The organism is Microbacterium sp., assembly GCF_047606685.1.
Classification (GTDB): domain Bacteria; phylum Actinomycetota; class Actinomycetes; order Actinomycetales; family Microbacteriaceae; genus Microbacterium.
In genome coordinates, this window is the sequence record NZ_JASGEC010000095.1 from 21,432 (window position 1) to 42,497 (window position 21,066).

Below are 21,066 nucleotides of genomic sequence, written 5' to 3' on the forward strand. Positions count from 1 at the left end.
GCCCGGCGCGCCGATAGAATGGACGGGCATCCCACACTCAGGCACGCTCACACAGTGCCGCCTATATCGCTCAAGGAGACCTCGATGTCGAACGCGCACATTCCCGACAAACCCGCTCTCGAAGGTCTCGAGCAGAAGTGGGATGCCGCGTGGCACGAGCGCGGCACATACCTGTTCGACCGGGCGCGCGCCGCTGCCACGGGCCGCGCCGGCGTCTACTCGGTCGACACGCCGCCGCCGACGGCATCCGGATCACTCCACATCGGCCACGTGTTCTCGTTCACACACACCGACCTCAAGGTGAGGTTCGAGCGGATGCGGGGAAAGACCGTGTTCTACCCGATGGGCTGGGACGACAATGGCCTGCCCACCGAGCGGCGCGTGCAGAACTACTACGGCGTGCGCTGCGACCCGTCGCTGCCGTACGACCCCGACTTCGTGCCGCCCCACGAGGGCGGCGACAACAAGAGCAGCCGCGCCGCGGACCAGAAGCCGATCAGCCGTCGCAACTTCATCGAGCTGTGCGAGAAGCTCACCGTCGAGGACGAGAAGCACTTCGAGGCGCTGTTCCGCCAGCTGGGCCTGAGCGTGGACTGGACGCAGACCTACCGCACGATCTCCGACGACACGATGCGCACGAGCCAGCTGTCGTTCCTGCGGAACCTGGAGCGCGGCGAGGCGTACCACGCGTACGCGCCGACGATGTGGGACATCGACTTCCGCACGCCCATCGCGCAGGCCGAGCTCGAAGACCGCGAACAGCCCGCGGCGTACCACCGCATCGCGTTCCACAAGGCCGATGGCACAGGCGATGTCCACATCGAGACCACGCGCCCCGAGCTGCTCGCGGCGTGCGTCGCCCTCGTGGCGCACCCCGACGACGAGCGGTATCAGCCGCTGTTCGGCTCGACGGTGCGCACGCCGCTGTTCGACGTCGAGGTGCCCGTGCTCAGCCACCCGCTCGCCCAGCCCGACAAGGGCTCGGGCATCGCGATGATCTGCACGTTCGGCGACGTGACCGACATCGTGTGGTGGCGCGAGCTCGACCTGCCGAACCGCACCATCCTCGGCCAGGATGGCCGCGTCATCGCCGACCCGCCCGAGGCGATCACGACGGATGCCGCCAAGGCCGCCTATGCGGAGCTCGCGGGCAAGACCGTGTTCAGCGCCAAGAAGCGCGTCGCCGAGCTGCTGCGCGAGTCGGGCGAGCTGATCGGCGACCCGAAGCCCTTCACGCACGTCGTGAAGTTCTACGAGAAGGGCGACCGCCCGCTCGAGATCGTGTCGACGCGCCAGTGGTACATCCGCAACGGCGCCCGCGACGAGCAGTTGCGCGACCGGCTCATCGCGATGGGGCGTGAGGTCGCGTGGCATCCCGATTTCATGCGCGTGCGCTACGAGAACTGGACGAACGGACTCACCGGCGACTGGCTCGTGTCGCGGCAGCGCTTCTTCGGTGTGCCGATCCCGGTCTGGTACGCGCTCGACGAGAACGGCGAGCGCGACTACGACCGCGTGCTGGCTCCGGATGCCGCGAGCCTGCCCGTCGACCCGACGATCGACGTGCCGCCCGGCTACAGCGCGGAGCAGCGGGGCGTTCCCGGCGGCTTCGAGGGCGAGAAGGACATCTTCGACACGTGGGCGACCTCGTCGCTGACCCCCCGTCTCGCCGGCGGCTGGGAGCGCGACGAGCAGCTGTGGGGTCTGGTGGCGCCGTTCGATCTGCGCCCGCAGGGGCAGGAGATCATCCGCACGTGGCTGTTCTCCACGATGCTGCGCGGGGCGCTCGAGGGCGATGGCATCCCGTGGACGGACGCCGCGATCTCCGGCTACATCCTCGACCCCGACCGCAAGAAGATGTCGAAGTCCAAGGGCAACGTGGTCACGCCCGCCGACATCCTCGACCAGCACGGGACGGATGCCGTGCGCTATTGGGCCGCCTCGAGCCGCCTGGGCGCCGACGCCGCGTTCGACGTGAACAATCCGACGCAGGTCAAGATCGGCCGGCGCCTCGCTATCAAAGTGCTCAACGCCGCGAAGTTCGTGCTGTCCTTCCCCGTTCCCGAAGACGCGCGCATCACGCACGCGCTCGACGCCAGCATGCTGGCCACCCTCGACGACGTGGTGCGCGAGGCGACCAGGGCGTTCGACGCGTACGACCACGCGCGGGCGCTCGAGGTCACCGAGGCGTTCTTCTGGACGTTCTGCGACGACTACCTCGAGCTTGTGAAGGAGCGGGCCTACGACCGCACCGATGTCGGCCAGGCATCCGCCGCGCTCGCCCTGCGGCTCGCCCTCTCGACACTGCTGCGTCTACTCGCCCCGGTGCTCGCCTTCGCGACAGAAGAAGCGTGGTCGTGGTTCAACGACGGGTCGGTGCACAACGCTGAGTGGCCGGCGACGCTCGACCTCGACGGCGACCCCGGCATCCTGACCGCCGTGAGCGCCGCGCTCATCGGCGTCCGCCGCGCGAAGACGGAGGCGAAGGTGTCGCAGAAGACGCCCGTCTCGAGCCTGACCATCGCCGCCCCGGGGGCGACGATCGAGGCGCTGCGTCTGGCCGAGGGCGACCTGCGGGCGGTGGGCCGCGTCGAGCAGATCGTCTACGCGGACGGCGACGAGCTGGCCGTGACCGACATCGCGCTGGTCTCCGCGGACGCCGGCTGATGCAGCTGGGCACGCGCTGGGCCTCCGGCGATGAGCCGCCCCGGGCGGTGCCGGACGTGTTGCGGGCGGCGATCGCCGACGTCGATCGCGCAGTCGAGCCCGGCAGCCGGGCGCACTGGACGCTCACGTGGCTCGAAGGCCGGCCGATCGCCGAGCTCGACACCGGCTGGGAGGTGCTCGTCGACCACGCGGGCGACGTGGTGTCCCGAGCGTGGGAGGACTGACGCCCGCCTGACCCCGAGCGCGCGCACGGCGGTCGCGCTACGCTGTGGCACACGCGCGCACTTCGAGGGCGATCCGCGCCCTTCGCGCTGGCGAGGGAGTGAGTCCCCATGACCGAGCAATCCACCAGCGTCCGCCTCGACCTCCTCGCGCCGCTGACCGGCGTGATGGTGCCCATCGACCAAGTGCCCGATCCCGTGTTCGCACGCAAGATGGTCGGCGACGGCTTCTCCATCGACCCACTGGCAGGGCTGCTCGTCGCGCCGGTGGCGGGCGAGATCGCCGACCTCCAGCCATCCCACCACGCCGTCACGCTCCGCACCGCGGACGGGCTCGAGATCCTCATGCACATTGGCCTCGACACCGTGTCGCTGCTGGGAGAGGGCTTCACGCCCCGGGTGAAGGAGGGCCAGTCGGTGCAAGCGGGCGACCCGCTCATCGAGTTCGACCTGGATGCCGTCGGCCGCGCCGCGAAAAGCCTGCTCACCCAGGTCGTCGTCACGAACACCGAGCGGATCAGCGCGATCCGGCCGGTGGCCGGGCTGGTCACGGCCGGCACGGACGTGGCCGCGGAAGTGGATGTCGCCGAACCCGGCGCCGACGCCGGGGACGACACCGGCGCCGCGACCACCGCGAGCTCGGCGGGCCTGGTCGTGCCCAACCCGACCGGTCTGCACGCGCGTCCGGCCGCCACCCTCGCGGGGCTCGCCAAGCAGTACCGCTCAGACATCCGCGTGCGCCGCGGCGACGACTCCGCCAACGCGAAGAGCATCGTCTCCATCCTGAAGCTCGCGGTCGGGCTCGGCCAGAAGATCGTGATCACCGCGCACGGCCCCGACGCCGAAGAGGCCGTCGCGGCGCTGGCGGAGGGGGTCAAGAACGGCCTCGGCGAAGACTGCCCGCCGGTGTCGGGCACCGACGACACCGAGCCGGTGCGCACGCTCATTCCGCCGGAGCCCGAGCCGGAGCCCGAGCCCGCCGGCCCGCGCTCCGGCGACGGGAACCTCCTGCTCGGAGTGTCGGCGTCTCCCGGCCTCGGCGTCGGCACGGTGCTGCAGCTTCGGCACGACGACATCGAGGTGGACGAGCTCGCCGACGACCACCACAAAGAGCGCCGCAAGCTCAACTCCGCGATCGACCGCGCCCTGCTCGACCTGTCTGCCCTGCAGCACAAGCTGGAACAGGACTCGTCGCCGGACAAGGCGGCGATCTTCGCCGCCCACCAGGAGATCCTCGGCGACCCAGAACTGCTCGACATCGCCGCGAGCGCAATCGACAAGGGCAAGAGCGCGGCCTTCGCGTGGCGCGCCGCGTACAACACGTTCGCCGACCAGCTCGCGTCGCTGCAGAACGAGGTGCTCGCCGGCCGCGCAGGAGACGTGCGGGATGTCGGCCAGCGCGTGCTCGAAGAGCTCACCGGCCAGCGCAGCGCAAAGCCCGAGCTCGCGGAGGGCACGATCCTCATCGCCGAAGACCTCACGCCGTCCGACACCGCCCAACTCGATCGCAGCAAGGTCGTGGGCTTCGCCACCACCGGGGGCGGCGCGTCATCCCACGTCGCGATCATCGCCCGCTCCCTCGACATCCCCGCCGTCGCCGGCGTCGAGTCGCGCGCGCTCGACATCGCCGACGGCACGCGAGTCGTGCTGGACGGCTCGAAGGGCACGGTGCAGCTCGGCCTCACCGACGACGAGGTCGAGGGCATCTTCGTGCGCCAGCGCACGCTCGCGGAGCAGAAGGCCCGCGACGTGGCCCGCAAGGACGAGCCCGCCCTCACCACAGACGGGCACCAGGTCGCCGTCGTCGCCAACATCGGCGGCGTCGAGGACGCGCGCAACGCCGCCGCCGGCGGCGCGGAGGGTGTCGGCCTGCTGCGCAGCGAATTTGTCTTCATGGGCCGGGCGACCGCCCCCACCGAGGCGGAGCAGGCGCAGGTGTACGCCGACTGCTCGCGCGCCCTGTCGCCGGGCCAGCCGCTCATCATCCGCACGCTCGATGTCGGCGGCGACAAGCCGCTGGACTACTTGCCGATCCCGGCGGAGGAGAACCCGTTCCTCGGCATCCGCGGCGTCCGGGTCGGGTTCGACAAGCCCGACGTGCTGCGCACGCAGCTGCGGGCGATCCTCGCCGCCGCCGACGCCGGCGCGGAGCTGCACGTGATGTTCCCGATGATCGCCACGATGGACGACTGGCGCTGGTGCAAGGCGATCTGGGACGAAGAGCGGGCCGCCAGCGGCGTCACCGCGCACGTGAGCGTCGGCATCATGATGGAGGTGCCGTCGGTGGCGGTGATGGCGAAGCAGTTCGCGGCGGAGGAGGGATGCGACTTCTTCAGCGTCGGCACCAACGACCTCACCAGCTACACCCTCGCGATGGACCGCGGCCATCCCAAGCTCGCGTCGCAGGTCGATCCGTGCAATCCCGCCGTGCTCGCGCTGATCGGCGGCGCCGCCGAAGCGCTGCACGCCCACGGCAAGTGGCTCGGCATCTGCGGAGGCGTGGCATCCGATCCACAGGCCGTCCCGATTCTCGTCGGGCTCGGCGTCGACGAGCTGAGTTGCTCGATCCCCGCCATCCCGTCCATCAAGGCGCGCGTGCGCGCCTACTCGCTGGAGACGTGCAAAGAGCTGGCCGCGCAGGCGCTGACCTGCTCGACCCCGCAGCAAGTCCGTTCGCTCGTCCCGATGGACGAGGTCTAAGGAGCAGCCATGAGCACCGCACAGGAAATCGTCAAGGCCGTCGGCGGCGCCGACAACATCGTCAGCCTCACCCACTGCGCCACGCGACTGCGCTTCCAGCTGCTGGACGCGTCCGGCATCGACACGGGCCAGGTGGAATCGATCAAGGGCGTCATGGGGGCCGTTCCACAGGCCGGCGAGCGCTACCAGATCATCATGGGCGGCGCGGTGCAGACCGCGTTCAACGACATCAACGCCCTGCCCGAGATGTCGAGCAAGAAAGATCTCACCGACGAAGAGCTGAAGGCCGCCGCCCGCGCGGGCGGGGTCCGCGGCAAGTTCGCGTGGATCGACTCGTTCTTCGAGTTCCTCTCCGACTCGTTCCGCCCGATCCTCGGCGCGCTGCTGGGCGCGTCGCTGTTCATCACCTTCATGGCGCTGATGTCCACGCTCGGCGTGATCGGCAACTGGGCCGACCCGCGCACGGTGCTGCCCCCGGGCTGGCAGTTCGTGAACCTGCTGTGGCAGTCGGTGTTCGTATTCCTGCCGCTCATGGTCGCCTACAACGCGACCAAGAAGCTGGGCGCCGACCCGTGGGTCGGCTTCGCCGTGATGGCCCTGGTGATGCTGCCCGGGTTCACGGCGCTGGGCCAGAACGACGCCGCGTACCAGGCGAGCATCGCCGGCAGCGACGTCACGCTCATCGACGTGTTCGGGCTGCCGCTGACGATCTTCTCCTACAACTCGCAGGTCTTCCCGCCGCTGCTCATGGCCGCGGTGCTCGGCCCGCTCTACAAGCTGCTGCGCAAGATCATCCCCGACAACCTGCAGCTGATCTTCGTGCCGTTCCTCTCGATGCTCGTGATGCTGCCGCTGACGGCGTTCCTCATCGGCCCGATCGGAGTGTACGTCGGGGCGTGGCTGGCCGGTGTCCTGGGCGCTGTGAACGGCTTCTCGCCGTTCATCTTCGCCCTGCTGATCCCCATGATCTATCCGTTCATGGTGCCGCTCGGACTGCACTGGCCGCTCAACGCGGTGATGCTGCTGAACATCCAGACCCTCGGCTACGACTTCATCCAGGGCCCGATGGGCGCGTGGAACTTCGCGTGCTTCGGCGCCACCGCCGGCGTGCTGTTCCACGCGTGGCGCGACAAGGAGAAGCAGATGCGGCAGACCGCGACCGGTGCGCTGGCGGCGGGCCTGCTCGGCGGCATCTCCGAGCCGTCCCTGTACGGCATCCATTTGCGGTTCAAGAAGATCTATCCGCGGATGCTCGTCGGCTGCTTCCTCGGCGGGCTCGTGCTCGGCATCGGCGGAAGTGTGACGACCAACGCATTCGTGTTCACGTCGCTTCTGACGATTCCGGCGTTCTCCAACATCGGGCTGTATGCGCTGGCGATCGGCGTCGCGTTCTTCTCGGCGTTCTTCATGGTCGTCTTCTTCGACTACCGCACGCCGGAGCAGAAGGCCGCGGCGCGGCGTGCCGGCAACGAGCTGGAGGAGGCTCCCGTCCCCGAGGCCAAGGTCATCGTGGTCGGCGACGTCGAGACCAACCAGGCGAAGCAGTGGGTCGCCGCCCTCGGCGGCGAGGACAACATCGTCGAGGTGCAGCCGATCGCCGAGACCCGCATCCGCGTCGAGGTCAAGGACTCGTCGCCGGTGGATGTCGAAGCGCTGCAGCGCGCGGGGCTCACCGCGGCCGTCGAGGTGTCGCCGGGAGTGTGGCACCTGGTCGCCGGGCTCACCGCTGACCAGTACGCGGAGGGGATGCGGCGAAGGCTCATGGCGTCCGTCTAGCGCGAAGAAGGGCTCTGCGCGGGCGTCAGACCCGGATGCCGCGGCGAGCGCCCCAGATGCGCAGCAGCGTGCCCGCCACCGTCACGATCATCGCGATCGCGAACAGCGGCGACACGTCGGCGCCGGTGTTCGCCAACGTGGCGACCTCGGGCTGCGTGGCGACCTGCGTCGCGGTCTCCACGCCCGTGGTGACCCCGTCCACACCCTGCGAGGAGAGCAGGAGCGGGTATTCGACCTCGACCTCTTGCTCGGGCACGGACACCGCGTCGAGCTCGAGCTCCTCCTCGGGCTCCGGGTCCTCCTCGGGCTCCGGGTCCTCCTCGGGCTCCGGGTCCTCCTCGGGCTCCGGGTCGTTCCGGTACTCCGGCTGCACCGGGGTCTCGGACTCCTCCTCGACCTCAGGCTCGGGCTCCTCCTCGGGCTCAGGCTCGGGCTCCTCCTCGACCTCGGGCTCGGGCTCCTCCTCGGGTTCGGCCTCCTCCTCGGGCTCGGGCTCCGACTCCTCCTCGGGCTCAGGCTCGGGCTCCGGCTCGACCTCGGTTTCCTCCTCGGGCGCGGTCTCCGCATCCGTCTCCGGCGCGGTCTCCGCCTCGGTCGACCCACCCGTGTCCTGCGCGTCCTCCGACCCCACGCAGTCACGGTCGTCGGCCTGCTGTGCGCGGTCGAGGTTGTTGCCCTCGTTCGTGATCGTGTTGTTCGTCATGATTCCCCCCGGAACGCGCACGCGAGCCACGCGCATGCGCGTCGATCGGCCCCCCACAGGCGGCAGCCCCGTGGCCGCGTCTCACCTGTCGTGCGATACGAGTCTGTCGCGCCGACCTCAGCGGACACCGCTTCCTCCCGTCAAGGAATGCTCAAGATGCGCCCGCCTGCCTCAGGACTCCCTTTCCTCGCCCCAGCCCGGCGCCGCAGCGTTGGTCGCCTTTACGCTTGAGCGCATGACGGATGCCGCGGCGAACCCCTTGCTCTCCCCCTCCGAGCTGCCGTTCGGATTGCCCCACTATGCGCTCATCCGTCCCGAGCACTACCTGCCCGCGTTTGAGGAGGCGTTCGCCCAGCACCGGCGTGAGATCGCGGCGATCACCGCGGACAGCTCCACGCCGACCTTCGACAACACGATGCGCGCCCTCGAGGCCAGTGGCGAGCTGCTCGACAACGTGGCGCGCGCGTTCTACACCGTGAGCTCGGCGCACGCGACCGGGCCGATCCAGGACGTCGAGGAGGCACTCGCGCCGCTCATGTCCGCCCACCAGGACGCCATTCGCCTCGACGATCGCCTGTACGCGCGCATCACGGCCCTGCACGCGCAGCGGGACGACGCGGAGTGGACGCCCGAGCAGCGCTACCTCGTCGAGCGCCACTATCGCGAGATGACGCACGCCGGCGCCGCGCTGGATGGCGCGGCGAAGGAGAAACTCGTCGAGCTGAACCAGCGCCTGGCCGTGCTCACGACCGCATTCGAGAAGCACTTGCTCGCCGACACGAACGACCTCGCCGTCGTCTTCGACGACCCGGCCGAGCTCGACGGCCTCGATGCCGGCGCGATCTCTGCCACCGCGCAGGCCGCCGCCGACCGCGGGCTGGAGGGCAAGCACGTCGTCACCCTGACGCTGTTCACGGGGCATCCCTACCTCGCCAGCCTCACCAACCGCGAGAGCCGCAAGCGGATCATGGATGCCTCGCGCGCACGCGCCTCACGCGGCAACGCGAACGACAACGGCCAGACGCTGCGCAAGATCGTGCGGCTGCGCGCGGAGCGCGCCGCGCTGCTCGGCTTCGCGTCGCACGCCGAGTACACCACGTGGGACCAGACGGCGGGCAGCCCGTCGGCCGTGCACGCGATGCTGCGCGAACTCGCGGCGCCGGCGGCCGCGAACGCGCGGCGCGAGCAGGCCGCGCTGCAGGCGATCATCGACGCCTCGGCCTCTGAGCTTGTCCCGCCCCCTGAGCTTGTCCCGCCCCCTGAGCTTGTCGAAGGGCCGTTCCCCCTCGAGGCGCACGACTGGGCGTACTACACCGAGAAGGTGCGCGCGTCGACATACGACATCGACACCGCGGCTCTGCGGCCGTGGTTCGAGGCCGAGCGCGTGCTGCGAGACGGCGTGTTCCACGCGGCAACGCAGCTCTACGGCATCACGTTCACAGAGCGGCCCGACCTGCCCGCGTACCATCCCGAAGCGCGCGTCTTCGAAGTGCGCAATGCCGACGGCTCGACGCTCGGCGCATACATCCTCGACCTGTACACGCGCGACTCCAAGCGCGGCGGCGCGTGGATGAACTCGATCGTGACGCAGTCGCGCCTGCGCGACACCGACCCCGTCGTGGTGAACAACCTCAACGTGCCCAAGCCCGCGCCGGGGCAGCCCACCCTGCTCGCGCTCGACGAGGTGACGACCCTGTTCCACGAGTTCGGGCACGCCCTGCACGGCCTGTTCGCCACGGTCACCTACCCGCATTTCGCCGGCACCGCGGTGTTCCGCGACTTCGTCGAGTTCCCCAGCCAAGTGAACGAGATGTGGATCCTGTGGCCGGAGGTGCTGGCGAACTACGCGCGGCACGTCGACACCGGCGAGCCGCTGCCGGCCGACGTCGTCGAGCGGCTGCGGGCGTCGGAGGCCTTCAACCAGGGCTTCGCCACGAGCGAGTACTTGGCGGCGGCGTGGCTCGACCAGGCGTGGCACTCGCTCACCCCCGAGCAGGCGGCGGCCGACATCGACATCGCCGCGTTCGAGGCATCCGCCCTCGCCGACATCGGCCTCGACAACCCGGTCGTTCCCACCCGCTACTCGTCGACCTACTTCGCGCACGTGTTCGCCGGCGGCTACAGCGCCGGCTACTACTCGTACATCTGGAGCGAGGTGCTCGACGCCGACACCGTCGAGTGGTTCCGCGAGCGCGGCGGCCTCACGCGCGACAACGGCGACCGCTTCCGCGAGCGGCTGCTCGGCGTCGGCGGCTCGAAGGACCCGCTCGAGGCCTACCGCGACTTCCGCGGGCGGGATGCCGACATCCAGCCGCTGCTCGCCCGCCGCGGCCTGACGGCCTGACGCTCGCGAGTCGGGGCGCGTCAACCGGCTCTGTGATCTCCCTTGAGCTGCGCGAACTCGTCCGCGACAACTCGCACAATCTCCCGCTGATCGCGCACGAGCGCCGTCTGTCAGGCGCTCTTGCGCTTCTCCTGCAGCACGAGCGTCGGCGGGGCGGCCGACTCCACCGAGTCGCGCGTGACGATGACGGTCGCGACATCCTCGGTGGACGGGATCTCGAACATGATCGGCCCGAGCACGTCCTCGAGGATGGCGCGCAGGCCGCGGGCGCCCGTCTTGCGCGCCACGGCCAGGTCGGCGATCGCCTCGAGCGCCTCGTCGTCGAACTGCAGCTCGACGTCGTCGAGCTCGAACATGCGCTGGTACTGCTTGACGAGGGCGTTCTTCGGCGCCGTCAGGATCTCCATGAGCGCCTCGCGGTCGAGCGGCGACACCGACGCGACGACCGGCAGGCGGCCGATGAACTCGGGGATGAGCCCGAACTTGTGCAGGTCTTCCGGCTGCACCTCGCCGAACAGGTTGAGGTCCTCGTCTTTGCGGTGCAGCGTCGCTCCGAAGCCGATGCCGTGCTTGCCCACCCGCGCCGAGATGATGTCTTCCAGGCCCGCGAACGCGCCGGCGACGATGAACAGCACGTTCGTCGTGTCGATCTGGATGAACTCTTGGTGCGGGTGCTTGCGCCCGCCCTGCGGAGGCACGGATGCCACGGTGCCCTCGAGGATCTTCAGCAGCGCCTGCTGCACGCCTTCACCGGAGACATCCCTCGTGATCGACGGATTCTCGGCCTTGCGGGCGATCTTGTCGACCTCGTCGATGTAGATGATGCCGGTCTCGGCGCGCTTGGTGTCGAAGTCGGCGGCCTGCAGCAGCTTGAGCAGGATGTTCTCGACATCCTCTCCAACGTAGCCGGCCTCGGTGAGCGCCGTCGCGTCGGCGACCGCGAACGGCACGTTGAGCCGCTTGGCGAGGGTCTGCGCGAGGTAGGTCTTGCCGCAGCCGGTCGGCCCGAGGAGCAGGATGTTGCTCTTGGCGATCTCGACCTCGTCGGCCTTCTGCTCGGCCGGCTGCAGCGTGCCGTGCGCGCGCACGCGCTTGTAGTGGTTGTAGACGGCGACTGAGAGCGCGCGCTTGGCGTCGTGCTGGCCGACCACGTACTCCTCGAGGAACGCGTAGATCTCGCGGGGCTTCGGCAGGTCGAAATCGGAGACGACGCCCGCGCCCTGCTCGGCCGCACGCTCGTCGATGATCTCGTTGCACAGCTCGACGCACTCGTCGCAGATGTACACGCCGGGACCGGCGATCAGCTGCTGCACCTGCTTCTGACTTTTTCCGCAGAAGGAGCATTTGAACAGATCAGCGCTCTCACCGATGCGAGCCATCGTGCTTCCTCCTGGTCTGGGCCGTGCGTGCTTCGAGCCTAACCGCAGGCGGCGACATTGCCGGGCATTGCGACGCTCTAGCTTGTCAGCGCCGCTTGGCCGCGCTTGCGCGTGGTCAGCACCTGGTCGACGAGGCCGTACTCGACCGCCTCTTGCGCGGAGAGGATCTTATCGCGGTCGATGTCCTTGTTGACCTGCTCGGCAGAGCGGTTCGAGTGCTGGGCCAGCGTCGCCTCCAGCCACGTGCGCATGCGGAGGATCTCGGCCGCCTGGATCTCGATGTCCGACGCCTGGCCGTGCCCTGCCTCGCCCATCGCGGGCTGGTGGATGAGGATGCGGGCGTTCGGCAGCGCGAGGCGCTTTCCGGGCGTGCCGGCGGCCAGCAGCACCGCGGCGGCCGACGCGGCCTGGCCGAGCACGACCGTCTGGATCTGCGGTGACACGAACTGCATCGTGTCGTAGATCGCGGTCATCGCCGTGAACGAGCCGCCCGGCGAATTGATGTACATGATGATGTCGCGGTCGGGGTCTTGCGACTCCAGCACGAGCAGCTGCGCCATGACGTCGTCGGCCGACGCGTCGTCGACCTGCACGCCGAGGAAGATGATGCGGTCCTCGAACAGCTTGTTGTACGGGTCTTGGCGCTTGTAGCCGTAGGCCGTGCGCTCTTCGAACTGGGGCAGGATGTAGCGGCTGTTCGGAACCTGCAGGCCTTGCGGCGCGGCGGCGAAGGTGGGGGTGTTCATCCGGGTGTCTCTCTCTTTCGCCGTCTGCCTACTGGTTGGTTCCGCCGCCGCCGGCCACGTCCACGGCGTGCTCGCGGATGTGGTCGACGAACCCGTACTCGAGCGCCTCGTCCGCGGAGAACCAGCGGTCGCGGTCGCCGTCCTCGTTGATCTGCTCGACGGACTTGCCGGTCTGGGCCGCCGTGATCTCGGCAAGGCGCTTCTTCATGTCGAGGATGAGCTGCGCCTGCGTCTGGATGTCGCTGGCGGTGCCGCCGAAGCCGCCGTGCGGCTGGTGCAGCAGCACGCGCGCGTTGGGCGTGATGTAGCGCTTGCCCTTGGTGCCGCTGGTGAGCAGCAGCTGGCCCATCGAGGCGGCCATGCCGATGCCGACGGTGACGATGTCGTTGGGCACGAACTGCATCGTGTCGTAGATCGCCATTCCGGCCGTGATCGAGCCGCCGGGCGAGTTGATGTAGAGGTAGATGTCCTTCTGGGAGTCCTCTGCCGCCAGCAGCAGGATCTTGGCGCAGATCTCGTTGGCGTTCTCGTCGCGCACCTCCGATCCGAGCCAGATGATGCGGTCTCTCAGCAGCTTGTCGAAGACGCTCGTCGCGACAAGGGGTTCGGCTGCCATGTGTGCTCCTGTCCGGGTGTGGTTCGCCAACGAATCTACCGGCGCGATTTCACAGCCTCGCGCGTGTTCGCCGTGGGCAGAGAGGGCCGGCGCACGGCCGGCCCCGGCTCCTGAGCTTGTCGAAGGGCGGATGCCTCGGCCCACCGCGGGGCCGAGGCATCCGTTCTCGGCTACTTGTTCTCGTCGTCGGCCGCAGCCTCGACGATCTCCTCCGCCTCGTCGACCACGCCCTCCTCGGCGGCCGCAAGGTCTTCGGCGGCGACGAAGCCCGACAGGTCGACCGCCGCGCCGTTCGAGTCGACGACGTTCACGCGGCCCAGCGCGACCGCGAGGGCCTTGTTGCGGGCGACCTCGCCGACCAGCACCGGCAGCTGGTTGTTCTGCTGCAGGATCTCGATGAACTCGTTCGGCGCCATGCCGTACTGCGCGGCCGACTGCACGATGTACTGCGTGAGCTCGTCCTGCGAGACCTGCACGTCGGCCTGCTCGGCGATCGCGTCCAGCAGGATCTGCGTCTTGAACTGCTTCTCGCTCGACTCGGCGACCTCGGCGCGGTGCTCGTCGTCTTCGAGACGGCCTTCCGACTCGAGGTGGCGGTGCACCTCGTCCTCGATCAGCGAGGCCGGCACGGGAATGTCCACGATCTCCAGCAGGTGCTCGACGAGCCCGTCGCGCGCGGCGGCGCCCTGCGCGAACGCGGACTGCTGCGCCACGGTCGAGCCCAGGCTCGCGCGCAGCTCGTCGATCGTGTCGAACTCGCTCGCGATCTGCGCGAAGTCGTCGTCGGCCTCGGGCAGCTCGCGCTCCTTGACGCTTTTGACCGTGACCGCGACCTCGGCCTCCTCGCCGGCGTGTTCGCCGCCGACGAGCGTGGAGCGGAAGATCGCGTCCTCGCCCGCGGTGAGCGAGTCGATGGCCTCGTCGATGCCCTCGAGCAGCTCGCCCGAGCCGACCTCGTACGACACGCCCTCGGCGCGGTCGATCTCGGCGCTATCGATCGTGGCGACCAGGTCGAGCTCGACGAAGTCGCCCGTGGCGGCCGGGCGGTCCACCGTGACGAGCGTGCCGAAGCGCGCGCGCAGCCGGTCGAGCTCCTCGTCGATCGCGGCGTCGTCGACCTCGGCGGCGTCGACGGTGAGCGTGATGCCCTCGTAGGCGGGCAGCTCGAACTCGGGGCGCACGTCGACCTCGATGTCGACGACGAGGTCGCCGGTGAAGTCCTTGTCGCTCGGCCACTCGATGATCTCGGCGCTCGGGCGGCCCATGACCTTGACCTCGTGCGCGGCGACGGCTTCGCGGTAGAAGCTGTCGAGCCCCTCGTTCACGGCGTGCTCGATGACGGCGCCGCGGCCGATGCGCTGGTCGATGATCGGGGCGGGCACCTTGCCCTTGCGGAAGCCGGGGATCTGCACGTCTTGCGCGATGTGCTCGTACGCGTGCGCAATGCTCGGCTTGAGCTCTTCCGGCGTGACCGCGATGTGCAGCTTGACGCGGGTGGGGCTGAGCTGCTCGACGGTGCTGTTCACCATGCTTGTTCGTTCTCCTCGGGGTGTGCCGCACGCGCGTGCGCCGGTGCAGGGGTGGGATGTCGGTGGAGGTCGTTGTCGGGGCGACAGGATTTGAACCTGCGGCCTCCCGCTCCCAAAGCGGGCGCTCTACCAAGCTGAGCTACGCCCCGGGTGCGCGCGTCGGCGCCGAAACGACCCCGGCAAGTCTAGCCGACCCGTGCGCGGGCTCGAAGTGCGCGTCCACACTGCGGGTCCGCAGCCTCGCTGCGCGGCCCGGTTGCCGCGTTCTACGGCCAGACGCGCGCATCGCGGCAATCGAGCGCGGCGCGTCCTGCGTCTGCCCGTTCGGTTGCCGCGTTCGGCAGACGGGGCAGCAGATCGCGGCAACTGAACGCAGAAGCGGGATGCCGAAGGCCCGTGTACTACGATTGTGCGGTGCTCGTTCGCGAGCGCCCGGGGGTGTAGCTCAATGGTAGAGTCCCAGTCTTCCAAACTGGTTGTGCGGGTTCGATTCCCGTCACCCCCTCCACTGGCTCGGAGCGGCGTCGCAAGCGCCGCGCCGGGCCATTCGCGTGCGTGACGTCGAGCCGCGACAGCCTACGCGGGCACGGCCCAACCGTGCTGCGCGGCGAGGTCGCGGTAGTTCTCGGCGTTGCGCAGGATGCCCGCCTTCTCGTCGTCGGTGAGTGCTCGCCGCACCTTCGCGGGCACGCCGGCGACAAGCGACCCGGGCGGCACCTGCGTTCCCTCGAGCACCACCGCTCCCCCGGCGACGAGGCTGCCCGCGCCGATCACGGCGCCGGAGAGCACGACGCTGCCCATGCCGATCAGGCTGCCGTCGCCGATCGTGCAGCCGTGCACCACGGCGTTGTGGCCGACCGACACGTTCTCGCCGATCACGGTGGGGTGGCCGGCATCCACGTGCACGGCCACTCCGTCTTGGAGGTTGCTGCCCGCGCCGACCGTGATCGTGTCGACGTCGGCCCGCAGCACCGTGTTGTACCAGACGCTGGAGCTCGCGGCCAGCGTCACCGCGCCCACAACGCGCGCTCCGGTCGCGACGAACGACGTCGGGTCAAGTTGGGGGATCTTTCCCTCGACGGCGAGGATGCTGGCGTCTTTGGCGATGGTCATGGTCTGACTCTAGGAGAACCCGGGAGCGCGCGCTGCCCCGCCCTGCCGAGCGCAGGAAATGCGCCCGGCGGAGGACGGATGCCACGGCTCGGCCCTCCGCTCGGCACATTTCCTGCGCCCAGGACAAGTGCCGCGGCACATCTCCTGCGCCCGGGACAGGTGCCGCGGCCCTTCGACAAGACCAGGGGCCGGGTGGACACCGGCTGCCCGAGTAGACACCCGGCCAAGCGGCGACCAGGGGCCGGCCTCAGCGCGCCGCAGGCAGGGCGGACTCGATCGCCTCGGCGATCCAGGGCGCCAGGGTGTCGGCGAACGTGACGGTGAGGTGGTCCTGGTCGCGGTACAGATTGGCGCCGCCCACCACCGGGAAGCACGTCGCCTGGTCGCAGTACACGTCGGTGAAGTCGAGCAGCGTGACGCCGGCGGCATCCTTCGCCGCCTCGGCCGCCGGGTCGTCGTGCAGCACGTCGGCGCGCGCGCCGACGCATTCGCCCTCGTCGCGCGTGCGCAGGCACTTGTTGGGGTCGGTCTCCCACGTCGGGTTGTCGACGACCGTGACAACGGGCGTGCCCGCGTCGGTGAACTGCTGCCACGCCTCCCGGTAGCCGGCGACGGCGGCGTCGAACGACGAGTCGTGCCCGGCCGACGAGAACGGCGTGGTGGCCAGCGACGCCGTGAAGACGGCGTCGAACTCCATGCCGTCCAATTCCGCCCGCACCGCGTCGCGCCACTGGCCGCACGCCGCCCCGAACGCGCCGGAGGCGGCGATCGGGGTCGTGTTCCACGGGCACGCGCCCTTGAAGAAGGTGACCAGGCGCCATCCCTTCTCCTCCGCGATGCGCTGGAACGTGGGCAGCAGCTGGTAGGCGTGGCTGTCGCCGATCAGGCCGATCACGGGCGCTCCGGCGGCATCCGACCCGAATTCGCACGACACCGGCCGGGCGTCGTTGAGCTGCATGAAGCAGCGCTCGTCCGAGGGCTGGTCGACGCCGGCGAAACCCGGGGCGGGCAGGATCTCGCCGCCGAAGTCGGCGCCCGCGCATTCCGTGTCGAGCACGGCGGCCGCTCCGAAGCACTCCGGCGGGTTCTCGCGCAGCTGGGCGATCGCCTGCACGCCCTGCTGGTAAGCGGGCGCGTTGACCGCCCATGCCGCGCCGGCCGTGCCGCCGACCACCAGCATCGCGACCAGCGACGCCCACAGCGACACGCGCGCGGGCCGCCGGGTCAAGGGCGCGAAGCCGCGGACGGGGTCTTCGACAAAGCGCTTGGTCAGCCACGCGAGCACGAAGCACAGCACGAGCAGCGCGACCCGGTGGTAGATGGTCAGGCCCCAGAACGGCACCGACGGCGCGATGATGATGAGCGGCCAGTGCCACAGGTACAGCGAGTACGAGATGTCGCCGACGAACTGGGCGGGCCGTAGCGACAGGATGCGGGTTGGGTGCCACCACCGATCGGCGTTCGACGCGGCGATGACCGCCGCGGCGCCGAGAGCCGGCAGCAGCGCCGCGTAGCCGGGGAACGGGGTCAGCGCGTCGAAGCGGAACGCGACGTAGAGCAGCACGAGCACGCCGCCCCACCCGAGCACGAAGCTCGCCGCCGCGTTGCGCACGCGCAGCATCGGCACGAGCGCGATCAGCGCGCCGATCCCGAACTGCCACATGCGCCCGAACGTGACGAAGTACGCCGGCGCGGGGTTCGTCAGCGTGAACACGACGCAGAACGCGAACGACGCCGCCGTGACCACGCCGAGGGTCCACACCACCGCGCGGTAGCGCTGCCGCGGCATCCACTTCACCGCGATCCATGCCGCCAGCAGCATGAGCAGCGGCCACATGACGTAGAACTGCTCTTCCAGCGACAGCGACCAGTAGTGCTGCACCGTCGTCGGGTCGCCGCCGTGGTTGAGGTAGTCGGCCGAGTTCAGCGCCAAGTGCCAATTCTCGACGTAGAACGTGGAGGCGACGATCTCGCGCACTTCATTCGGCAGCGCGGACGTCGGCATGAGGTACGGCGACATGACGCACAGCGCGCAGAACAGCAGGACGAGAAGGGATGCCGGCAGCAGCCGCCGCGCGCGGCGCGCCCAGAACTGCCCGAGCCGGATGCGGCCGGTGGATTCCAGCTCGCGCATGAGGTGAGCGGTGATCAGGAAGCCCGAGATCACGAAGAAGACGTCGACCCCGACGTAGCCGCCGGGCAGCCGCCCGGGCCAGAAGTGGTAGAGCACCACGAACAGCACCGCGATCGCCCGCAGCCCCTGCACGTGCGGGATGAACCGCGAAGCCTGGGCGTGCTCGCGCGCGCGGTCTGCGCGCAGCCCTCGGCGCGTGCGCGCGGGCGAGGGCGAGCCGGCGGGTTCGTGATCGGCGGATGGCACCCCTCGACGCTACCCGCCGGAGCGCTCGGAACGGTGCAACGACGATGCTCACAGCGGTCGTCACGCCTCAAGTAAGACCAGCCTGAGCTTGCTTGCGGAATGCCCCGGGCTGAGTACCGTTGAAGACACCAGGCACGATCTGCCACCCTCGATCTGCCCACGGAGGCGAACAACATGACCAAGACTCAGACCACACCCGCTGCCGCCGTCGACCCGACGGTCGCCGCCGGGTCCGCGCAGTTCCTCACACCCGTCGTGCTCGGACTGCAGGCGCTCGCCGTCAACGGAAAGCAAGCCCACTGGAACGTGCGCGGTGCGAACTTCATCGCGATCCACGAGCTGCTCGACTCCGTCGTCGACCACGCGCAGGACTGGGCTGACGAGGCCGCCGAGCGCGTCGTCGCCCTGGGCCTGCCGATCGACGCCCGCCTCAGCACGATCGCCTCGAAGACCTCGTCGGAGGTCAAGGCCGGCTTCACGCAGTGGGAGCCGATGATCCGCGACGTGATCTCCGACATCGACGCCGTCATCGCCGACCTGCAGGCCGCCATCGACGGCCTCGACGAGGTCGATCTGACCAGCCAGGACGTCGCGATCGGCATCAAGGAGGGCCTGGAGAAGGACCGCTGGTTCCTCTTCGCGCACCTCGCCGAGTAACAGCTCTCACGAGGAACGCCCCCGGTCGCAAAACCGGGGGCGTTCGTCGTGTGCGCCGCGCCCGCATCCCGCGTTCGTCACAGGGCGAGGTGGGTGAGGCGGCCGGCGAGAAGCGTCGCGGCGACCCGCATGGCGCGCAGCTCGGTCTCGGACGCGGCGAGCGGGTCGTGCTCGCACAGCGCGAGGTCGGCGAGCGCGCCGGGCTCGATGGAGGCCGCGTCAAGCCCCGACCCGCCGTGCGTCGAGGCGGCGAGCGCCGTCGCGGCATCCAGCGCCTCTTCCGGGCGCCACGGCTCGCGCCCGTCGCGCGTGCGCCACACCGCGCTCGCGAGCGCCGCCCACGGGTCAAGCGGCGCCACGGGGGCGTCGGAGCCCAGCAGCAGCGTCGCGTCGGCGGCGGCGAGGCTGCGCAGCGGATAGACGATCGCCGTCTGCTCCGCCCAGATCGTGTCGGCCATGTCGCGGTCGTCGAGCGCGTGCTCGGGCTGCACGCTGGCGGCCACGCCCAGCCGGGCGAAGCGTGGGATGTCGGCGTGCGCCACCAGCTGCGCGTGCTCGATGCACCCCCACGCTCCGGTGGCCGCGAACGCGTCGAGCGCGTGGGTGTTCGCGACGTCGCCGATCGCGTGGATGGCGCAGCGCAAGCCGCCGGCGGTCGCCGCCGTCATCAGCTCGCGCAGCCGCTCCGGCCCGATGGCCAGCACGCCGTGGTTGTGCGGGTCGCCCGGGTAGGAGTGCGAGCACGCGGCCGTGCGGGTTCCCAGCGACCCGTCGGTGATCGCCTTGAACGGCCCGACGCGCACGAGGTCCGAGGCCGCGCCGCGCACCCGGTCTCCCGTGCGCAGCCCCTCGGACAGGGCCCGCTCGAGGTGGTCGGGGTACACACCGAACTCGACGCGCAGCGCGTCGAACCCGCCGGCGAGGCGGCGGGCCCAGGCATCCTCGTTCCACGCGATGTCGAGGTCGACGATGCCGACCACGCCGCGGCCTGCCGCGGCCTGCGCGGCTTCGCCGACGGCGCGGTCGAGCGCTGCCGGCCCGACCTCGCTCACTCGCCCGCCGACCTCGAACGCCGGGCCCTCGCGCAGCACGCCGTCGCCGTCCGGCGCGAAGCCCTCGCGGAGCAGCGCCGCGGTGTTCAGCCACGCGCTGTGCAGGTCGGCGTTGAACAGGTAAGTCGGGATGCCTCCGGTCGCCGCGTCGAGGAGGTCGAGGCTCGGGGCGTCGGGCCACAGGCCGTCGCGGAACCCGATGCCCACGCGTCGGCCGTCGGCGAGCACCGGCGCGTCGGCCATGATCCGCGCGGCGTGAGCCGCCGACGACGCGTCGCCGAGGGGGGTCCGCTGCGCGGACAGCGCCCACGGGCCCACGTGCACGTGATGGTCCCACAGGCCCGGGACCAGCCACGCTCCCCCGGCGTCGAGCACCGCGCCTCGCCGCGCGAGGGCGCCGGCCGGGGCGATGTCGACGATGGCCCCGTCGGCGAGGTGCACGTCGACCGGGTCGTCTCCGAACGGGTCGACGCGGTCGCGGCCGGTCAGGCGCGCGTTCGCGATGACGGATGGCGAGGCGCCGCGCTCAAGCACCACGGCCGGCCGCCATCTGCTCGTGGGCGCGGCGCATCTCGGCGGCGAGCTCGCCGTGGGCGTACGGGCCGTCGCCGGACAGCTCGGCGATCACCGTCTCCACGATCTCGGCGGGCTTGTTCTGGCTGAGCTTTCGCTTGGCGACCACCTTGGCAGGCGTCAGCCGGAACCCGGCCGTGCCCTTCTCGAGCCGCTCGACGTACGCGGCCGTGTTCGGTGGCCGCCACATGAGGCGGGGATCCGGCATCCTGCTCTCGAACCGCTCCACGAGCCGGTCGAGCACCCGCAGGTTCTCCTCGGCCGTGAGCAGCTCGGGAACTCCCGACAAGTGCGCCGAGACGAAGTTCCACGTCGGCACCGACTCGACGCCGCCGTACCAGCCCGGCGAGATGTAGCCGTGCGGCCCCTGGACCACCACCAGCAGCTCGCGCTGCCCGAGCCCGTGGACCATGTCGTCGGGCTTGCCGACGTGGCCGACGATCGTGAGGTCGTCGCGGCCCTCGTCGAGCATCACGGCGTAGTGCGAGGCGACGAGCCCGTCGTCGGTGGAGGTGACCAGCGTCGCCCACGGGTTCCGGTCGACGAGGCGGCGCAGCTCGCCGACATCCGTCATCGCGAAGCTCGGGTTCTGGCGCATGCACTCAGCCTA

The 21,066-nt window shown here is 70.1% G+C and carries 15 protein-coding genes and 2 tRNA genes; 7 read left to right on the forward strand and 10 right to left on the reverse strand.

Translation table 11 applies throughout. The annotated features are described in order from the left end of the window. The first annotated feature begins 84 nt into the window (after nt 1–84). From valS to QM611_RS11425, 4 genes are all read left to right on the forward strand, one after another. A complete protein-coding gene (gene valS, locus QM611_RS11410; RefSeq protein WP_415080036.1) occupies nt 85–2,667 on the forward strand; it encodes a valine--tRNA ligase in 2,583 nt (860 codons plus the stop codon). Then, the gene (locus QM611_RS11415; RefSeq protein ID WP_415080037.1) at nt 2,667–2,891 is read left to right on the forward strand and encodes a hypothetical protein; all 225 of its coding nucleotides are present in this window, start codon (nt 2,667–2,669) and stop codon (nt 2,889–2,891) included. Before valS ends, QM611_RS11415 begins: the two co-directional genes overlap by 1 nt. Nucleotides 2,892–2,999: 108 nt before the next feature. Further along, nucleotides 3,000–5,588, forward strand: coding sequence for a phosphoenolpyruvate--protein phosphotransferase (gene ptsP / locus QM611_RS11420; RefSeq protein WP_415080038.1), 2,589 nt, complete (start codon nt 3,000–3,002; stop codon nt 5,586–5,588). A 9-nt stretch (nt 5,589–5,597) separates the two neighbouring features. Continuing rightward, nucleotides 5,598–7,364: a PTS transporter subunit EIIC gene (locus QM611_RS11425; RefSeq protein WP_415080039.1), complete on the forward strand. Its 1,767-nt coding sequence runs from the start codon at nt 5,598–5,600 to the stop codon at nt 7,362–7,364. Between the two features lie 25 nt (nt 7,365–7,389). Here the strand turns inward: QM611_RS11425 and QM611_RS11430 are convergent, their stop codons facing one another. After that, entirely contained in the window at nt 7,390–8,067 is a 678-nt protein-coding gene (locus QM611_RS11430; protein WP_415080040.1) for a hypothetical protein, read from the reverse strand. Between the two features lie 235 nt (nt 8,068–8,302). Here QM611_RS11430 and QM611_RS11435 point away from each other — a divergent pair, with 235 nt between their 5' ends. Next, nucleotides 8,303–10,411, forward strand: coding sequence for a M3 family metallopeptidase (locus QM611_RS11435; protein WP_415080041.1), 2,109 nt, complete (start codon nt 8,303–8,305; stop codon nt 10,409–10,411). 110 nt (nt 10,412–10,521) lie between these two features. Here QM611_RS11435 and clpX read toward each other — a convergent pair whose 3' ends face one another. The 5 genes from clpX to QM611_RS11460 form a co-directional block, all read right to left on the reverse strand. Continuing rightward, nucleotides 10,522–11,790 carry an ATP-dependent Clp protease ATP-binding subunit ClpX gene (clpX, locus tag QM611_RS11440; RefSeq protein WP_415080042.1) on the reverse strand — a complete coding sequence of 423 codons (1,269 nt, stop codon included), beginning with the start codon at nt 11,788–11,790 and terminating at the stop codon, nt 10,522–10,524. Between the two features lie 77 nt (nt 11,791–11,867). Beyond that, complete coding sequence (locus QM611_RS11445) at nt 11,868–12,536, reverse strand: ATP-dependent Clp protease proteolytic subunit (RefSeq protein ID WP_415080043.1); 669 nt, start codon at nt 12,534–12,536, stop codon at nt 11,868–11,870. A gap of 28 nt (nt 12,537–12,564) precedes the next feature. Beyond that, nucleotides 12,565–13,152 (reverse strand): ATP-dependent Clp protease proteolytic subunit, encoded by a 588-nt coding sequence (locus QM611_RS11450; RefSeq protein ID WP_415080045.1) that lies wholly within the window; start codon nt 13,150–13,152, stop codon nt 12,565–12,567. 170 nt (nt 13,153–13,322) lie between these two features. After that, nucleotides 13,323–14,681, reverse strand: coding sequence for a trigger factor (tig, locus tag QM611_RS11455; protein ID WP_415080047.1), 1,359 nt, complete (start codon nt 14,679–14,681; stop codon nt 13,323–13,325). A gap of 75 nt (nt 14,682–14,756) precedes the next feature. After that, a tRNA-Pro gene (locus QM611_RS11460) sits at nt 14,757–14,830 on the reverse strand. Between the two features lie 285 nt (nt 14,831–15,115). Between QM611_RS11460 and QM611_RS11465 the strand changes: the two genes are divergently transcribed. Continuing rightward, nucleotides 15,116–15,189, forward strand: a tRNA-Gly gene (locus QM611_RS11465). A 68-nt stretch (nt 15,190–15,257) separates the two neighbouring features. Here QM611_RS11465 and QM611_RS11470 read toward each other — a convergent pair. Next, nucleotides 15,258–15,794 carry a gamma carbonic anhydrase family protein gene (locus QM611_RS11470; protein WP_415080048.1) on the reverse strand — a complete coding sequence of 179 codons (537 nt, stop codon included), beginning with the start codon at nt 15,792–15,794 and terminating at the stop codon, nt 15,258–15,260. Between the two features lie 247 nt (nt 15,795–16,041). Then, nucleotides 16,042–18,174, reverse strand: coding sequence for an acyltransferase family protein (locus QM611_RS11475; RefSeq protein WP_415080049.1), 2,133 nt, complete (start codon nt 18,172–18,174; stop codon nt 16,042–16,044). A 174-nt stretch (nt 18,175–18,348) separates the two neighbouring features. On the opposite strand from QM611_RS11475, the gene QM611_RS11480 reads away from it, so the two are divergent. Next, nucleotides 18,349–18,831: a Dps family protein gene (locus QM611_RS11480; protein ID WP_415080050.1), complete on the forward strand. Its 483-nt coding sequence runs from the start codon at nt 18,349–18,351 to the stop codon at nt 18,829–18,831. 77 nt (nt 18,832–18,908) lie between these two features. Here the strand turns inward: QM611_RS11480 and QM611_RS11485 are convergent, their stop codons facing one another. Together QM611_RS11485 and QM611_RS11490 are read right to left on the reverse strand one after the other, a co-directional pair. After that, nucleotides 18,909–20,420 carry an amidohydrolase gene (locus tag QM611_RS11485; RefSeq protein ID WP_415080051.1) on the reverse strand — a complete coding sequence of 504 codons (1,512 nt, stop codon included), beginning with the start codon at nt 20,418–20,420 and terminating at the stop codon, nt 18,909–18,911. Continuing rightward, nucleotides 20,410–21,054 (reverse strand): FMN-binding negative transcriptional regulator, encoded by a 645-nt coding sequence (locus QM611_RS11490; RefSeq protein ID WP_415080052.1) that lies wholly within the window; start codon nt 21,052–21,054, stop codon nt 20,410–20,412. The genes QM611_RS11485 and QM611_RS11490 overlap by 11 nt, the downstream gene beginning before the upstream one ends. Nucleotides 21,055–21,066: the final 12 nt, after the last annotated feature.

What these genes read in the sequence shown, in the direction of transcription:
- valS (WP_415080036.1), top strand. Translation starts at nt 85, where the DNA reads ATGTCGAACGCGCACATTCCCGACAAACCCGCTCTCGAAGGTCTCGAG.
- QM611_RS11415 (WP_415080037.1), top strand. Translation starts at nt 2,667, where the DNA reads ATGCAGCTGGGCACGCGCTGGGCCTCCGGCGATGAGCCGCCCCGGGCG.
- ptsP (WP_415080038.1), top strand. Translation starts at nt 3,000, where the DNA reads ATGACCGAGCAATCCACCAGCGTCCGCCTCGACCTCCTCGCGCCGCTG.
- QM611_RS11425 (WP_415080039.1), top strand. Translation starts at nt 5,598, where the DNA reads ATGAGCACCGCACAGGAAATCGTCAAGGCCGTCGGCGGCGCCGACAAC.
- QM611_RS11430 (WP_415080040.1), bottom strand. Translation starts at nt 8,067, where the DNA reads ATGACGAACAACACGATCACGAACGAGGGCAACAACCTCGACCGCGCA.
- QM611_RS11435 (WP_415080041.1), top strand. Translation starts at nt 8,303, where the DNA reads ATGACGGATGCCGCGGCGAACCCCTTGCTCTCCCCCTCCGAGCTGCCG.
- clpX (WP_415080042.1), bottom strand. Translation starts at nt 11,790, where the DNA reads ATGGCTCGCATCGGTGAGAGCGCTGATCTGTTCAAATGCTCCTTCTGC.
- QM611_RS11445 (WP_415080043.1), bottom strand. Translation starts at nt 12,536, where the DNA reads ATGAACACCCCCACCTTCGCCGCCGCGCCGCAAGGCCTGCAGGTTCCG.
- QM611_RS11450 (WP_415080045.1), bottom strand. Translation starts at nt 13,152, where the DNA reads ATGGCAGCCGAACCCCTTGTCGCGACGAGCGTCTTCGACAAGCTGCTG.
- tig (WP_415080047.1), bottom strand. Translation starts at nt 14,681, where the DNA reads ATGGTGAACAGCACCGTCGAGCAGCTCAGCCCCACCCGCGTCAAGCTG.
- QM611_RS11470 (WP_415080048.1), bottom strand. Translation starts at nt 15,794, where the DNA reads ATGACCATCGCCAAAGACGCCAGCATCCTCGCCGTCGAGGGAAAGATC.
- QM611_RS11480 (WP_415080050.1), top strand. Translation starts at nt 18,349, where the DNA reads ATGACCAAGACTCAGACCACACCCGCTGCCGCCGTCGACCCGACGGTC.
- QM611_RS11490 (WP_415080052.1), bottom strand. Translation starts at nt 21,054, where the DNA reads ATGCGCCAGAACCCGAGCTTCGCGATGACGGATGTCGGCGAGCTGCGC.